The sequence below is a fragment of the Mycobacterium sp. IDUB_39 genome, from assembly GCF_055419205.1.
Genome location: NZ_JBVAXF010000010.1, coordinates 24,763 through 39,871, shown reverse-complemented (window position 1 = coordinate 39,871; position 15,109 = coordinate 24,763). Strand labels below are relative to the sequence as shown.

Sequence of the window (15,109 nt, the reverse complement as noted above, 5' to 3'; positions counted from 1 at the left end):
CCGGCGGGATGAACTTCGAGCTGACCGAGGATCAGGAACTGATCCGCAGATCCGTTGCGGAACTGTCGGCAAAGTTCGACGACCACTACTGGATGGACAAGGACCAGAACCACGAGTTTCCTCGGGAGTTCTACGACGCCATCGCATCTGGGGGCTGGCTGGGGATGACCATCCCGGAGGAGTACGGCGGACACGGTCTCGGCATCACCGAGGCGACGATCCTGGCCGAGGAGGTGGCACGGTCGGGCGGCGGGATGAACGCGGCCAGCGCGATTCACATGTCCATCTTCGGCATGCAACCGGTCGTCGTGTTCGGGTCCGACGAGATGAAGGCGGCAACCCTTCCCCGAATCGTCGACGGCGACCTGCACGTGTGCTTCGGCGTCACCGAACCCGGTGCGGGACTGGATACTTCGCGCATCTCCACCTTCGCTAGGCGGGATGGCGATCATTACGTGGTCAACGGTCGCAAGGTGTGGATCTCCAAGGCGCTCGAGTCCGAGAAGATCCTGCTGCTGACCCGCACAACGCCGTATGACGAGGTGACGAAGAAGACCGACGGCCTGTCGCTGTTTCTCACCGATCTCAATCGCGACCACGTCGACATCAGGCCGATCAAGAAGATGGGCCGCAACGCCGTCTCGTCCAATGAGCTGTTCATCGACGACCTCCGTATCCCCGTCGAGGACCGGATTGGCGAGGAGGGCAAGGGTTTCAGCTACATCCTGCACGGGCTCAACCCGGAACGAATGTTGATCGCCGCCGAGGCGCTCGGCATCGGCCGCGTCTCCCTGGACCGGGCGGTGAAGTACGCCAACGAGCGTGTCGTGTTCGACCGGCCGATCGGCATGAACCAGGGAATCCAGTTTCCGTTGGCCGACTCGCTGGCCCGCCTCGATGCCGCCGAGCTGATCCTGCGCAAGGCCACCTGGCTCTACGACAACGGCAAGTCGTGCGGCCGCGAGGCCAATATGGCCAAGTACCTGTGCGCGGATGCTGGATTCGACGCCGCCGACCGCGCGCTGCAGACACATGGCGGCATGGGATATTCGGAGGAGTACAACATCTCCCGGTTCTTCCGCGAGTCACGCTTGATGAAGATCGCGCCGGTGAGCCAGGAGATGATCCTCAACTTCCTCGGCTCACACGTGCTTGGCCTTCCCCGTAGTTACTGAGATGGAGCGCTACTGATGAGTGGGTACTTCGACCTGACCGGCCGTTCGGCGATGGTCACCGGCGCGGGCGCGAACGGGGGCATCGGTGCGGCTGTCGCCACCGCTCTCGCCCAGGCCGGTGCGGCCGTCCTCGTCACCGATATCAACGGTGACGCAGCGGCCTCGGTTGCCGAGGGCATCCGCGCCGAGGGAGGCAAGGCCGAGTCCTGCGCACTGGATGTCGTTGATCGCGACGCGGCCGACGCCGCGGCGGCGCAGGCGGCGGGACTGGCAGGAGGAGCGCTGCACATCCTGGTCAACAATGCCGGGGTGACCAAGCCTGCGATGTTCCCCAAGCTGACCGACGAGACGTTTCGGCTGACGTTCGACGTGCACGTGATGGGTACCTTCCACTGCACCCAGGCCGCGCTGCCCTACATTCCCACCGACGGCACGGGTCGCGTCATCAATGTGACGTCCTCGGCCGGGATAACCGGAACCCTGGGGCAGGTCAACTACTCGGCCGCCAAGGCAGGACTCATCGGCTTCACGAAATCGCTGGCCCGTGAACTCGCCGCCAAGAACATTCTGGTGAATGCCCTTGCGCCGCTGGCAGCCACACCGATGACCGAGACCATCCGCACCAATGAGAAGTTCGCGGCGAACATGATGACGCGAATCCCGTTGAAGCGCTGGGCGGAACCATCGGAAGTGGCGGGAGCGTTCGTGTTCCTCGCCTCGGATGCCGCCTCCTACGTCACGGGTCAGGTGCTGCCGGTTGACGGCGGCATGGTGATGTGATGCCTGCGGGCAGGAGCGCAGCGACCGGGGGATCAAGTGCAGCTCCGCTGGCTGGGATCACGATCGTCGCCATGGAGCAGGCCGTGGCCGCGCCGATGTGCACGCGGGTGCTCGCCGACTTCGGGGCCCGCGTGATCAAGGTGGAGAACCCCAGAGGTGGGGACTTCGCCCGCGACTACGACGACGTGGTGAACGGTCCCGGCGGGCTGGCGGCCCACTTCGTGTGGTGCAACCGCGGCAAGGAGTCAGTCACAATCAACACGAAATCGGCTGCCGGGATGGATGTGCTGCACCGACTGCTCGATCGCGCCGACGCCTTCGTGTCCAACCTCGCGCCGGGTGCGACGGCGCGGCTGGGGATTTCGGCTGCCGATCTCACCGTCCGGCATCCCGATGTCATCCCGGTAGAGATCGACGGATACGGACCCGGCGGACCGATATCGCATAAGCGTGCCTATGACCTACTCGTTCAGGCCGAGGCGGGATCGTGTGCCATCACCGGATATCCCGACATGCCCGCCAAACCGGGGCCTGCGATGGCCGACTTCACCACCGGGCTGTACGCCGCGATCTCGATTCTGGCGCTGCTCGTCGGGCGCGGTGGCCGACCGGAGGGCGCGACGGCACCGTCGGTGGAGCTGAGCCTGTTCGACGTCATGACCGATGTCATGGGGTACGCATTGACCTACACCCAGCACTCCGGAATCAACCAGCAGCCGCTCGGGGTGAGCTCACCCGCGGTCGCGCCATACGGCGCCTTTCCCACCCGCGACGGACAGACCGTCGTGCTCGGCACCACCAATGACCGTGAGTGGCAGCGGGTGGCCAGGGACATCATCGAGCGGCCCGACCTGGCCGAGGACCTCCGATTCAGCACCAACTCCGATCGCTGTGCGCACCGGGACGTGCTCGACGAGGCCATCGGAACATGGTGTGCCCAGCACGATCTCGCACACATCCAGAAGGTCGCCGATGATGCCGGAATCGGCAACTCCCGCTACAACCTGCCCAGCGAGGTCGTGGTGCACCCGCAGCTGACCGCTCGGGATCGCTGGCGCACGGTCGGCACGTCGAAGGGTGAGATCTCCGCACTTCGGCCGCCGCCGGTCATCAGCGATTACGAACAGCCCATGGGCGCGGTACCCGGGCTGGGCGAGCACACCGACGCGGTGCTGGCCGAACTCGGCCTCGGCGCCGACGAGATCGCCGCGCTGCGTGCCGAGGGCGCGATCGGGCCGGTCTACTGATGTCAGATTCCGCCTCGCGTCCGGAGAAGATGCTGCTGACCGATGACCGGGACGGTGTGCGCACCCTGACGTTGAACCGGCCCGAGCGCAAGAACGCGCTCAACGCGGCGCTGTGGGTCGAGTTGGCCGACGCGTTGCGCGCCGCCAAGCGGGATACCGGCATTCGTGCACTTGTGCTCACCGGGGCGGGTGGCGCGTTCTGTTCGGGTGCCGACATCTCGACACCCGAGGACATTCACCCCCGCTACAAGCTGGACCGGCTGACCGACGTCGCACTGGCCCTGCACGAACTCGCGATCCCCACCGTGGCCAAGGTGACCGGAATCGCCGTCGGCGCCGGCTGGAATCTGGCGCTGGGCTGCGATCTGGTGGTGGCCACCCCCGAATCGCGGTTCTGCCAGATCTTCGCCAAGCGAGGTCTGTCGGTGGACCTCGGCGGATCATGGCTACTGCCCAAGCTGGTCGGGCTGCAGCAGGCGAAGCGATTGGTGTTGCTCGCCGACATGATCGATGCCGAGGAGGCACACCGCCTCGGGCTGGTCACCTGGGTGACACCGAGCGACGAGATCGACACGTTCGTCGACGATCTCGCGGCACGACTCGCCGCGGGGCCGACGTTCGCGCTGGCGCAGAGCAAGGCGCTGCTCAACGACGGTGTCAACGCCACACTGCGCGAGGCGCTGGCGAACGAAGCCAGGGCCCAGCCGGGGAATTTCGCGACGACAGACTCCGCGGAGGCTTACGCGGCGTTCGCAGCGAAACGGAATGTGGAGTTCACTGGCCGGTGGGCGGTATCGCCGGCCAGGGGACAGGAACGAACCGACTCGGGGGATGAGTCGGACAGATCGGAGCAGAGGTAATGCGGGAGACCGTCATCGTCGGTGCCGTGCGCACGCCTGTGGGCAAGCGCAACGGCGGCCTGTCCAACCAGCACGCAGCCGACCTCTCGGCAATCGTGCTCAACGAACTCGCTGAGCGCACCGGCGTCGACCCCGACATCGTCGACGACGTCGTGTGGGGGTGTGTGTCTCAGGTCGGGGACCAGTCGAGCAATATCGGCCGCTTTGCGGTGCTGGCCGCGGGCTGGCCCGAGCGGATTCCCGGCACCACGGTGAACCGTGCGTGTGGATCGAGCCAGCAGGCGCTCGACTTCGCCGTGCACGCCGTGATGTCCGGTCAGCAGGACGTGGTCGTCGCCGGCGGGGTGGAGGTCATGAGCCGGGTGCCGTTGGGCTCCGCACGCTCCACCGGAATGCCGTACGGGCCCAAGGTTCTCGCTCGCTACGACGACTTCTCCTTCAACCAGGGCATCTCCGCGGAGATGATCGCGCAGAAGTGGAACCTCTCGCGGACCCGCCTCGACGAGTACTCGGCGCAGTCCCACGCGCGGGCTGCCGCCGCGCAGGACGCGGGAGCGTTCAAGGATCAGATCGTCCCCGTATTCACCGACGACGGCGTGGTGACCAAGGACGAGGGCATCCGCCGCGGGACGACTGTCGAGAAGCTCGCCGGCCTCAAACCCGCCTTCACCGACGACGGCGTCATCCACGCCGGGAACTCGTCGCAGATCTCCGATGGGGCGGCCGCGCTTCTGGTCATGACGACCGAGAACGCGGTGGCGCTCGGGCTCACCCCGCTGGCGCGTTACCGGGCCGGCGCGGTCGTCGGTGCGGACCCGAGGCTGATGCTGACCGCACCCATCCCGGCGACCGAGAAGGTGCTGCACAAGGCGGGCCTGGACCTGTCCGAGATCGGCGTCTACGAGGTCAACGAGGCGTTCGCGCCGGTGCCGTTGGCCTGGCTTGCCGAGACCGGTGGCGACGAGAGCAGGCTCAACCCTCTCGGCGGCGCGATCGCGCTCGGTCACCCGCTCGGCGGATCCGGTGCGGTCCTGATGACGCGAATGCTTCACCACATGCGGGACAACGGAATTCGCTACGGATTGCAGACCATGTGCGAGGGCGGCGGCACGGCCAACGCCACCGTCGTGGAACTGCTTCCCTAGACCCGCACCCCGAATCGAAAGAGGACGCGTGATGCGCCGAGATCTGTTCACCGAGGACCACGAGGCATTCCGCGGGCTGGCCCGGGACTTCGTCGAGAAGGAGATCGTCCCGAACTACCCGGCCTGGGAGAAGGGCGGTCGCATGCCCCGTGAGGCCTTCAAGCAGATGGGCGCACTGGGCATGCTCGGCATGGCGATCCCGGAGGAGTACGGCGGCGGCGGCATGCCCGACTACCGGTACAACGTTGTGCTGCAGGAGGAGGCTGCCCGCGCTCTGGTGACGCTGTCGACGGTGCGCACCCAGCTCGAGGTGATCCTGCCGTACTTCCTGCACTACGCGAACGCCGAGCAGCGTCAGCGCTGGTTCCCCGGTCTGGCCGACGGCACGCTGCTCACCGCGGTGGCGATGACGGAACCGGGCACCGGCTCGGACCTCGCCGGCGTGCGCACCACCGCCATCAGGGACGGTGACGACTTCATCGTCAACGGTGCCAAGACGTTCATCACCGGCGGCATGCAGGCAGACCTCGTCGTCGTTGTCGCCCGCACCTCCACCGACCCCGACAACCGGCGCAAGGGCCTGACGCTGCTCGTCGTCGAGAACGGCATGCCCGGTTTCACCCGCGGCCGCGAACTCGAGAAGATGGGCTGCAAGGTGCAGGACACCGCGGAGCTGTCCTTCGTCGACGTCCGGGTGCCCATGGCCAACGTGCTGGGGGAGGAGGGCGAGGCGTTCAGCTACCTCGGCCACAACCTGGCGCAGGAGCGGCTCACGGTGGCTGTCGGATCGGTGGCTCAGGCGCGCTCGGCGATCGGCGCAGCCATCGAGTACACGCAGAGCCGCAAGGCCTTCGGCACGCCCGTGGCGTCGTTCCAGAACACCAAGTTCGAACTCGCCGCCTGCTCGACCGAGGTCGAGGCCGCCCAGGCAATGCTGGACCGCGCCGTCACGCTGCACGTTGAGGGTGAGCTGTCCGGCGCGGATGCCGCGCGGGTCAAACTGTTCTGCACCGAGATGCAGGCCCGAGTCATCGACCGTTGCCTGCAGCTGTTCGGCGGCTACGGCTACATGATGGAGTATCCGATCGCCCGGCTGTACACCGACGCCCGCGTGGCGCGGATCTACGCCGGCACCAGCGAGGTCATGAAGGTGATCATCGCGAAATCGCTCGGCCTCTAACCTCCACCCATTGGCGATTTGGGCGCGCTAACCCGCGGTGAGCGCGGGTTAGCGCGCCGAAATCGCGCTGGTTTGACCCCGTGAGCTGGGCTGGTGATGGCCGCCACGAAATTGATGCGCTGAGACCCTTGTCACACGCGCCAAACCTACCTACTGTGTGTTCACTAGGTTGGTTTGGCGAAGGGGTTCTGTGTCCGCAGTGGAGTCGAAGGATCTGTCTGATCCTCCCGCAAGCGCTCGTCCGTACGCGACGTTGCTCGCCAAGGGTGACGATCGCAAGCAGCGGATCCTGGCGATCGCCGAGCGCCTGGTAATTCGCAACGGCTGGCGCAACACGTCGCTGGCTCAGATCGCCAAGGAGGCTGGTGTCAGCCCGGCGGGTCTGCTGCACCACTTCGAATCCAAGGAACAGCTGCTCAACGCGGTGCTCGACGCCCGCGATACCGATGACGACATCCACGCCGACCGCACGGGGGATCTGATCACCGAGATCTGCCGGGTGGCCGAGCGCTTCAATCGCGCGCCGGAACTGCTCGGCACGTTCACCGTGCTCCTGATCGAGAACATCGATCCGGACGCACCCCTGCACGACCGACTGCTCAAGCGTCAGCAGGCGGCCGTCGAGATCGTCGCGGACCTCATCCGCACCGGCCAGGCCCGTGGGCGCTACCGCACCGACCTCGATCCGGCCGTCAAGGCCATCGAAATTCTGGCATTCGTCAACGGAATGGAGACCGCATGGCTTCTCGATCCTTCGATACCCCTGAACGACGTGTTCAAGGGGTACGCCGAGACACTGGCCCGCGACTTCATGCCGCAGACACCCCACGAGCAGAGCGCGCACCTCGACCGGAACTCGACGTGAGGTACCGCCTCGACGTCGTCGCGGCCAACGTGCCCGAGGTGGTCAAGTACGCGGGCGGCTGGCTCGTCGACCGCGTGATGGCCGGCTGGGACGTCACCGTCCTGATCGACTCGAACGAGGACATCCGTGCGCTGGAGATCCTCGGCGTGGAGATCCAGGACCTGGAGACGGCACTCACCATGTGGGCTGAGCGACCGCACCCGCAGACCGTCGCGGTTGCTGCCGATCTGTACGCCTCCGACGCCCGCGTCCGCAGGGGGGTGCTCACCGCGCTGGAGCACGGTATGACCGAGGTGACCCTGTGGGGCGAGAGCTGGCCCGAGGAACTCGATGCCACGGTGGGTTCGGTACAGCACAAGTTGAGCGCGGCGGCCCGTGCGTTCAAGGCTCAGGCGCTGGCGGCGACCGACAACCCGGAGGCGTTCGATGTCGGGCGGGCCGAGTCCTTCCGCTGCGGTGTCACCACCGTCCCATCGGTGGCCGCAGACCTCGTCCCGGCCAGCTGAGCGGTTGGCGGCGTCAGCCCACGCCGCTCACGTCGATCAGGACCTTGCCCACGGCCCGGCCGTCTGCGACGTGGCGTAACGCCTTCGCGGTGTCCGCGAGCGGGTAGATCGCCCCGATGTGCGGTGTCGCACGCCCCGACTGCAGCAGATCGCGCAACTCGGTCTCGTTGCGTGTGAACTCGGCAGGCGGAACATCCTGGAACTGGAATCCCAGGATGTGAACTCCCTTGACCAGTACTAGGTTCAACGGGATTCGGGGAATGTCGCCGGAGGCATAGCCGATGGTGACGAATCGACCGCCACGGCGCAGTGAGCGCAACGCAGGCTCCGACAGTGCCCCGCCGACCGGATCGAGCACGGCGTCGCAGCCGTCGGGCAGCGCGGTGCGCAACGCGTCGCGCAGGTCGCCGTCGGGGTGACTGATCAGGTTCGTCGCTCCGAGTTGGCTTGCGACGAACAGCTTCTCGGGCGTCGAAGCCACCGCCGTGACCCTGGCGCCGAGTGCGACGCCCAGCTGAACCGCGGCCAGTCCGACGCCGCCGCCGGCACCCAGAACAACGATGTCGTCACCGGCCCCGATGCGCGCCACCGACCGCAGGCAGTGATAGGCGGTGCGGTGACCCACCCCGAACGCGGCCGCCGTGCGGACGTCCACGCCGTCGGGAATTCGCGCCAGGCCTGCGGCAGCCGTCGCCACCTGCTCGGCGAAAGCACCGAACAGTCCGGTGCCGGTGACTCGGTCGCCAACCATGAATCCTCCTGTCTCGCCGCATGTCTCGTCGATGATCCCGGCGAACTCGCTACCGGGCACGAACGGTGGCGGCACGCTGATCTGGTACTTGTCGGCGACCAGCAGAACGTCGGGGAAGTTGACCGCAGCCGCCTGGACGCGCACCAGTGCCTGACCCGGTTCCAGGGCGGGCGTGGAGCGCTCCTCGATACGGACCACCTCCGGAGGCCCATAGGACGGGCACACCGCAGCACGCACCGGGTCAGCCTCTGTAGTCGGTGGACTCGGCGAGATCGGCGGCTGACGCCATCAGGTCGGTGACCACCGGCCCGAACGCCAGCAGCTTCTCGTCGTCACCGGCGCGCTGAAAGCCCTGCTCCAACACGATCGCCAGCTTCCACTTCGCCAGCACCAGGTAGTAGTCCAAGTCGTCCACCTGGCGGCCGGACACCTCGGCATAGTGCGCGACGACCTGGTCGCGCGAGGGCATTCCGCGCATGTCGACATAGCTCATCGCGGCGTCGTCGGAATCGGCCGCGTCTTCATTTGCTCCTCGCGTCCGCGAAGGCCAGGACTGCACCATCCAACCGAGGTCGAGCTTCGGGTCGCCGACGGTACCCATCTCCCAGTCCACCAGTGCGGCGAGCCGAGCGGGGGCGCCGTGCTGGTACATGACGTTCGCGAACTGGTAGTCACCGTGCATCAGTCCGGGGATGAAATCGAGCGGACCGTGGGCCTTGAGCCAGCCGGTGGCGACCTCGAGTCCGGGCAGATCGCGTCCCTTGATCCGGTCGAGGAAGCCGGTCCACCGGGCCACCTGCCGTTCGTGGAACCCGTCCGGGCGCCCGAGGTCGGACAGTCCCTTGGCCTTCCAGTCGACCTTCGACAGCAGTGCGATGCCCTCGGCCAGTTGATAACTCAGGCCTGGCCGGGCACTCAGATCACTATTGAACGGTTCGGGCCACACGGCGTGCTGATCCATGGGTGACCAACCGTCGACGAAGCCCATGAGGTAGAACGGCCGACCCAGAACGTCCGCGTCCTCGCACACGCCGATGGCCTTGGTGTGCGGCACATCCGTGCCGTCGAGTGCCTCGATGATGCGCCACTCTCGCAGGATGCCCTTGTCTCGGTCTGAGGGCGCTCCGGGCGGTGGCATGCGGATGACGCAGCGCGCGTCGCCGCGCGTCAGTTCATAGATCACGTTCTGGGTGCCACCGGACAGGAAGCGTGCCCGCAGGGGTTCACCCCTGCCGGGTAGATCGGTGCCGTCCATCCAGGCGGCCAACCGGGTGGTGTCGATAGTCGGTTCACTCACTGGTTGCCTGCCTCGAGTTCGAGGTACTCGGCGAAGCGTTCCCGCGCGGCGTCCCGCTTGCGGGGCAGCCATTCGGACGGCCAGATGTCCTCGCTGGGCTTGTAGCCACGCAGCACCTGTTTGGCGACCGTGACCTTGTGCACCTCGGTGGGTCCGTCGGCAAGGCCCATCACGGCCGCACCGGTGACCATGCCGAGGAAGGGCATCTCGTTGGTGACGCCGAGTGCGCCGTGGACTTGCATTGCACGCCAAGCGATGTCATGCAGCACGGTCGGCATGACGACCTTGACCGCGGCGATGTCCTTGCGCACCCTTTTGTAGTCGTTGTCCTTGTCGATCTCCCACGCGGTGTGGAGCACCATCAGCCGGAACTGCTTGAGCTGGGCATAGGAGTCGGCGATGTAGGACTGCACGGTCTGCTTGTCCGACAGCAGGCTGCCCGCGGTCTCGCGGCTCAGCACGCGCTCGCACATCATGTCGATGGCCTTCTGGGCCAGGCCGATGGTGCGCATCGCGTGGTGGATACGGCCACCGCCGAGCCGGGTCTGGGCGATGACGAACGCCTGGCCCTCGCCGCCGAGCAAGGCAGCGTTCGGCACCCGCACATTCTCGTAGTGGATCAGCGCGTGGCTGCCCTCGTTCTCGCGCTCACCGTACAGTCCAACGTTGCGCACGATGTTCACACCCGGGGTGTCGGTGGGTAGCAGGAACATCGACATGCCCTGATACGCACTGACGTCGGGGTTGGTCACCACCATCACAATCAGGAACGCGGCGGTGTTGGCGTTGGAGGAGAAGTACTTCCAGCCGTTGATGACCCAGTCATCACCGTCGCGCACTGCGCTGGTCGTGAACTGCGTTGGATCCGCGCCACCCTGGGGTTCGGTCATCGAGTAGCTGGAGAACAGTTCGCCGTCGAGCAGCGGGCGCAGGTAGCGCTCCTTCTGCTCGGGCGTGCCGTAGTGCGCGATGATCTCGGCGTTGCCGGTGTCGGGGGCCTGGCAGCCGAAGATGATGGGTGCCCATTGCGATCGGCCGATGACCTCGTTGAGAAGTGCCAGCTTCAGCTGGCCATAGCCCTGACCGCCAAGGTCGGGTCCGAGATGCGTGGCCCACAAACCCTTCTCACGCACCTGCTGCTTGAGGGGGTCGACAACCTTGCGTCGCGTCTCGGTCAGCGGGGTGAACTGCAGATGAGGCCAGATGAGGTCGAGCGGCTCGACCTCGTCGCGCACGAATGCGTCCGCCCAGTCCAGCAGTTCCTGGTACTGCGGATCAGTCTCGAAGTCCCACATTGCGGCCTCCTTGGCAGGGATCAGGGTGTGGTGCGTCGGTGTGTGTAGCCGTCGATGAGCGTGGTGATGTCGTGGGTGACTACATCGGCGAATGAGCGCTCTCCGAATGTGCCTGCGGCCCAGTGTCTTGCGCCCTCGCTGACGAAGGTCTGGGCCAAGTACGCCAGATGCGCGACGTCGACGTGGTCGGGGAGCTTGCCGTCGGCCTTGGCCTGTGTGAACAGCTCGCTGAACATATCGTCCTCGAGGTCGGGGGGCGTGCCCTCGGCGATGAGACGGTGCTCGACGCGGTAGCCCTCGAGGATCGCCTCGATGATCAGCTCACGGGGGTTGCGTCTCATCGACTGCTCCAACGTCGTCAGGGCAGCGCCGATGACGGCGGCGATCTCGTAGGGCTCGTCGAGCATGTCGTGGATGGTGCGGTGCGCCGACTGCGTCGACATGACGCCCACCTCGAAGAGCACGTCCTCCTTGCGGGGGAAGTAGAAGTAGAACAGCGCCTTGGAGACACCCGCCGCGGTGCAGATGTCGGCGACGGTGGTGGTGGCGTACCCCTTGGTGCGCCACAGTGCCATCGCGGCTTGGACCAGCACCCGTTTGGTCTCACGCGAGTTCGCCCGCTGGAATGTCGCCCTACGCTGACCACGGTCAGGCGAGGTCGATTGGGTGGGCCTCGACATATACGCAAAATAACAGGGGATTGTCGGCCTGTCACTAGTCGACTCATGTCTAACTAATGGCCCGGGCGGCCGCCCCGGACGTAGGCCTTGTAAGGCACGGCTAACCTATCTATATTAACCGGAGAAATATCCTCTAAATTAAGGGTTGGCTGGTGCCTCGACTCTTCAGCGTCGTGAACGGCGCAGTGCTCGCGTGTGTGGTTGTGCTCGGAGTGTTCGCAGCGTCGCCCGCGCAGGCCGATGACCCGCCCGCGCACGCCGAGGACTTCGCCATCACGTCGGAGGTTCCCACGCTCGAGGAGCTCAGCGCGCAGATCGCCCTGCTGGTCGCCTCGCCCGCCCCGGACCACGTGAAGGCCGCGCAATTGGAGGGTGGTTCGCGTGCGGCGGTCGTGCCGAGGATGGTCTACCGCATCGGATTCTTCCGTCCGCCAAAGGGTTCGAGCGTGGTCACCGGACCCGAAACGCATGAGGAGGGCCGCCACACCGCCATCATCAACGCCAGTCGAGCGGGTCGGCCGACGATCCTGATCGAGGCGGAGTGGCGCTACCTCGACGGGCGCTGGAAACTCGCGAGCAAGTCCTTGTGCAACGGCATCAAGACCCTCGGCCTGCCCATCCCGTGCAACTTCGAATGAGTCGCTGGTGATCCACGTCGGGGGAGTCTCGAAGAGTTACGGCCGGTGCCGCGCCGTCAGCGATGTGACCCTGTCCATCCCCGCGGGCACGGTCACGGGACTGCTGGGACTCAACGGTGCGGGCAAGTCCACCCTGCTGCGGCTCATCGCCGGGTTGGATGCCCCCGACCGTGGCACGGTGACGGTCGATGGCCTGCGTCTGCGTGACGTGCGCCATCCAAATCGACTGGTGGGTGCGCACTTCGGGCCCGGCGCGCTGGACACCCGCCACACTGTGGTGCGCCACCTTCGATGGTTGGCCGCCCTTGGTGGCCTCGAGGCGGGGCGGGTCGACACCGTTCTCGCGATGGCCAACCTGACCGCGCTGAGCAACCGCCGCATCGCCGCGCTGTCGCTAGGTGCGCGGCAGCGGCTCGCGATCGCAGGCGCATTGCTCGGCGACCCCGAGGTGCTGGTACTCGACGAGCCCGTGAACGGCCTCGATGTGCCGGGCATCGTCTGGCTGCGGCACCTGTTGCGCGACTTGGCCTGTCGCGGTCGAATCGTCATCGTCGCCAGTCACCTACTGGCCGAGGTGGTTCTCACCGCCGACCGCGTGGTCATCATGTCGGCCGGCGAGGTCGCTGTCGACGGCTCGCTGGCCGACGTCGTGCCCTTCGGCGCCGATCCGCGCGAACACCTCGAGCAGCAACTCACCCGCGGCGTCGGAGTCGCGTCATGACCGTGACGACGCATGTTCTCCGCAGCGCGCGAGCCGAGTCCATCCGCACCGGCGGACGCGGTCCGCTGTGGACCATTCTGATCCCGGCGGCCTGCCTCGTTCCGGCTGTCATCACCTTCACGATCGCCATCGTCGCCGAGTACTTCGCACGCATCCCCGGCCAGACCTACGTCCAGCAGGTCGCGACATCCAATGCCACCTACTGGGTCGTCACGGTCACCGTCGTGATGGCGGCGACCGCTGCGGCGTACGGGCGAAGCAGTGAATCTCAGTGCGGAGCAGGCGCCTTCGTAAAGGCGGCGTTGCCTCGCACCTGGACTGCCGACGCGGGCAAGTGGCTCTTCTACGGGTTGCTCGGAGCGTTCGCCGCGGCGGTGATGGTGGCAGTGGTACTCATTGCCCTGCCGATGGTGTCGCCGTTGGTCTACGGCGAGGTGTCCATCGCCGACCCCGTCGGCCGTCGGCTGCTGGTGACTGTGCCGATCCTCGCGTTCTTCGCCGCCGGGTTCGGCATCGGTGTCGGGGCCATCACCCGCAGCCCGGCAGCCGCCGTGGGTGCGGTGCTGTTGTGGGTGTACGTCATCGAGACCGCGGTGGGCTACATCCCCGGCGGCATCTCCACGCAACGCTTCATGCCGTTCCTGAACGGTGTGTACGGCACGGGACAGGACATCATTCTGGCCCCACCGTGGGGTCCCGACGTGGCATTGGCCTATGCCTGTGCCGTGTTCGCCGTCATGTTCGCGGGAGGCCTGTGCGCCGCCCGCCTGAAGAGAGGAGTCACCTCGTGACCGACCAGGAAAGCATTCCGCTGAGCAGTCGATCGGATGCCGACGTACCCGGCCACTGGCTGCTGGCGCGGCTGGGCAAGCGCGTGCTGAGACCGGGCGGGGTCGAACTGACGGCTCGTCTGTTGTCCGCGGCCAAAGTGGCCGGCTCGGACGTCGTCGAACTCGGTCCGGGACTCGGCAGGACGGCCAACGACATTAGTGCACTGGGGCCGAAGTCCTATGTCGGCGTGGACGACAGCTCTGCGTCCTCGCCACTGCTACGCGATGTGGTCGCCCGCACGGGTGGCCGCACCGTCGCCGCCGATGCCGCCGAGACCGGACTGGACGACGCGAGCGCTGACGTCGTCGTGGGCGAGGCCATGCTCACCATGCAGGGGGAGAACGCCAAGCGCGCGATCGTCGCGGAGGCCTTCCGTGTGCTGCGGCCAGGAGGCCGCTACGCCATCCACGAACTCGGCCTGACCCCCGACACGCTGCCGCAGGACACCAAGGACGCCATCAGGCGCGATCTCGCCCGGTCAATCAAGGTGAATGCGCGCCCGCTGACGGCCCAGGAGTGGACCGCGCTGCTGACCGAGGCCGGATTCGAGGTCACCTCGGTGCAACTCGCGCCCATGGCACTGTTGCGGCCCGCGCGCGTGCTGGCCGACGAAGGCCTGCTGGGTACCCTCCGCATCGCCGAAAATGTGCTCAGGCGGCCCGCGGCCCGCAAGCGGGTGCTGGCCATGCGTGGCACGTTCGGACGGTATCGGGAGGCGTTGACCGCCGTTGCGCTCGTCGGCACGGTGCCGAACGAGGGCTCAGGACAGGGCGCGGTGACGCGATGACTGGTCGGCTGCACTTCCAGAGCAGTGCTGATCACCTGCCGCCACCCGACGCAACCGAGCGTCAGATCGCCAGCAAGATGGTGTACTCCTCACCCGAGGTCAAGGTGGTCAATCTCGCGTTCGTCGAGGGTGCGCTGCTGGCCGACCACTCCAGTCCGCACCCGATCCTGGTGCAGGTTCTCTCCGGTGACGTGGAGTTCACCTGCGCGGGCGAGACCACCCGGATAGGGGCCGGGGGGCTGATGTCGGTGGACGGCGGCGCCGTTCACGCCGTTCGCGCGATCGCCCCGACATCGCTGACGGTCACGTTCCTGCTCTGACCGCCCACGCGGGTGTGATCGCACCCGACGT

Annotated in this window: 17 protein-coding genes; 13 read left to right on the top strand and 4 right to left on the bottom strand. The window is 66.6% G+C overall.

What is annotated here, in order from left to right; translation table 11 throughout:
* The first annotated feature begins 8 nt into the window (after positions 1-8).
* From ACZY0X_RS28305 to ACZY0X_RS28270, 8 genes are all read left to right on the top strand, one after another.
* Complete coding sequence (locus tag ACZY0X_RS28305) at positions 9-1,175, top strand: acyl-CoA dehydrogenase family protein (RefSeq protein ID WP_463775282.1); 1,167 nt, start codon at positions 9-11, stop codon at positions 1,173-1,175.
* A 15-nt stretch (positions 1,176-1,190) separates the two neighbouring features.
* Positions 1,191-1,955: an SDR family NAD(P)-dependent oxidoreductase gene (locus tag ACZY0X_RS28300; protein ID WP_463775140.1), complete on the top strand. Its 765-nt coding sequence runs from the start codon at positions 1,191-1,193 to the stop codon at positions 1,953-1,955.
* On the top strand, positions 1,955-3,202 hold the full coding sequence (locus ACZY0X_RS28295; RefSeq protein WP_463775138.1) for a CaiB/BaiF CoA transferase family protein: 1,248 nt from the start codon (positions 1,955-1,957) through the stop codon (positions 3,200-3,202). The genes ACZY0X_RS28300 and ACZY0X_RS28295 overlap by 1 nt, the downstream gene beginning before the upstream one ends.
* Before the next feature lie 29 nt (positions 3,203-3,231).
* Positions 3,232-4,062 carry an enoyl-CoA hydratase/isomerase family protein gene (locus ACZY0X_RS28290; RefSeq protein WP_463775281.1) on the top strand — a complete coding sequence of 277 codons (831 nt, stop codon included), beginning with the start codon at positions 3,232-3,234 and terminating at the stop codon, positions 4,060-4,062.
* Positions 4,062-5,207 carry a thiolase family protein gene (locus ACZY0X_RS28285; protein WP_463775137.1) on the top strand — a complete coding sequence of 382 codons (1,146 nt, stop codon included), beginning with the start codon at positions 4,062-4,064 and terminating at the stop codon, positions 5,205-5,207. Before ACZY0X_RS28290 ends, ACZY0X_RS28285 begins: the two co-directional genes overlap by 1 nt.
* A 31-nt stretch (positions 5,208-5,238) precedes the next feature.
* Entirely contained in the window at positions 5,239-6,387 is a 1,149-nt protein-coding gene (locus ACZY0X_RS28280) for an acyl-CoA dehydrogenase family protein (RefSeq protein ID WP_463775135.1), read from the top strand.
* A 199-nt stretch (positions 6,388-6,586) separates the two neighbouring features.
* Entirely contained in the window at positions 6,587-7,252 is a 666-nt protein-coding gene (locus ACZY0X_RS28275) for a TetR/AcrR family transcriptional regulator (RefSeq protein WP_463775279.1), read from the top strand.
* Positions 7,249-7,758, top strand: a complete 510-nt coding sequence (locus tag ACZY0X_RS28270; protein WP_463775134.1) for a hypothetical protein — start codon at positions 7,249-7,251, stop codon at positions 7,756-7,758. Before ACZY0X_RS28275 ends, ACZY0X_RS28270 begins: the two co-directional genes overlap by 4 nt.
* Before the next feature lie 13 nt (positions 7,759-7,771).
* Here the strand turns inward: ACZY0X_RS28270 and ACZY0X_RS28265 are convergent, their stop codons facing one another.
* The 4 genes from ACZY0X_RS28265 to ACZY0X_RS28250 are packed head-to-tail and all read right to left on the bottom strand — an operon-like array spanning position 7,772 to position 11,781.
* Positions 7,772-8,746 (bottom strand): NADPH:quinone oxidoreductase family protein, encoded by a 975-nt coding sequence (locus ACZY0X_RS28265; RefSeq protein WP_463775132.1) that lies wholly within the window; start codon positions 8,744-8,746, stop codon positions 7,772-7,774.
* Between the two features lie 4 nt (positions 8,747-8,750).
* On the bottom strand, positions 8,751-9,764 hold the full coding sequence (locus ACZY0X_RS28260; protein ID WP_463775278.1) for a phosphotransferase family protein: 1,014 nt from the start codon (positions 9,762-9,764) through the stop codon (positions 8,751-8,753).
* A gap of 38 nt (positions 9,765-9,802) precedes the next feature.
* Positions 9,803-11,101: an acyl-CoA dehydrogenase family protein gene (locus ACZY0X_RS28255; RefSeq protein WP_463775131.1), complete on the bottom strand. Its 1,299-nt coding sequence runs from the start codon at positions 11,099-11,101 to the stop codon at positions 9,803-9,805.
* 20 nt (positions 11,102-11,121) lie between these two features.
* Entirely contained in the window at positions 11,122-11,781 is a 660-nt protein-coding gene (locus ACZY0X_RS28250; RefSeq protein WP_463775129.1) for a TetR/AcrR family transcriptional regulator, read from the bottom strand.
* A gap of 152 nt (positions 11,782-11,933) precedes the next feature.
* Between ACZY0X_RS28250 and ACZY0X_RS28245 the strand changes: the two genes are divergently transcribed.
* The 5 genes from ACZY0X_RS28245 to ACZY0X_RS28225 are packed head-to-tail and all read left to right on the top strand — an operon-like array spanning position 11,934 to position 15,078.
* Positions 11,934-12,419: a hypothetical protein gene (locus tag ACZY0X_RS28245; RefSeq protein WP_463775128.1), complete on the top strand. Its 486-nt coding sequence runs from the start codon at positions 11,934-11,936 to the stop codon at positions 12,417-12,419.
* A gap of 7 nt (positions 12,420-12,426) precedes the next feature.
* A complete protein-coding gene (locus ACZY0X_RS28240) occupies positions 12,427-13,140 on the top strand; it encodes an ABC transporter ATP-binding protein (protein WP_463775127.1) in 714 nt (237 codons plus the stop codon).
* Entirely contained in the window at positions 13,137-13,931 is a 795-nt protein-coding gene (locus tag ACZY0X_RS28235) for an ABC transporter permease (protein WP_463775125.1), read from the top strand. Before ACZY0X_RS28240 ends, ACZY0X_RS28235 begins: the two co-directional genes overlap by 4 nt.
* Positions 13,928-14,758, top strand: a complete 831-nt coding sequence (locus tag ACZY0X_RS28230) for a class I SAM-dependent methyltransferase (protein WP_463775124.1) — start codon at positions 13,928-13,930, stop codon at positions 14,756-14,758. The genes ACZY0X_RS28235 and ACZY0X_RS28230 overlap by 4 nt, the downstream gene beginning before the upstream one ends.
* On the top strand, positions 14,755-15,078 hold the full coding sequence (locus ACZY0X_RS28225) for a cupin domain-containing protein (protein ID WP_463775122.1): 324 nt from the start codon (positions 14,755-14,757) through the stop codon (positions 15,076-15,078). Before ACZY0X_RS28230 ends, ACZY0X_RS28225 begins: the two co-directional genes overlap by 4 nt.
* Positions 15,079-15,109 lie beyond the last annotated feature (31 nt).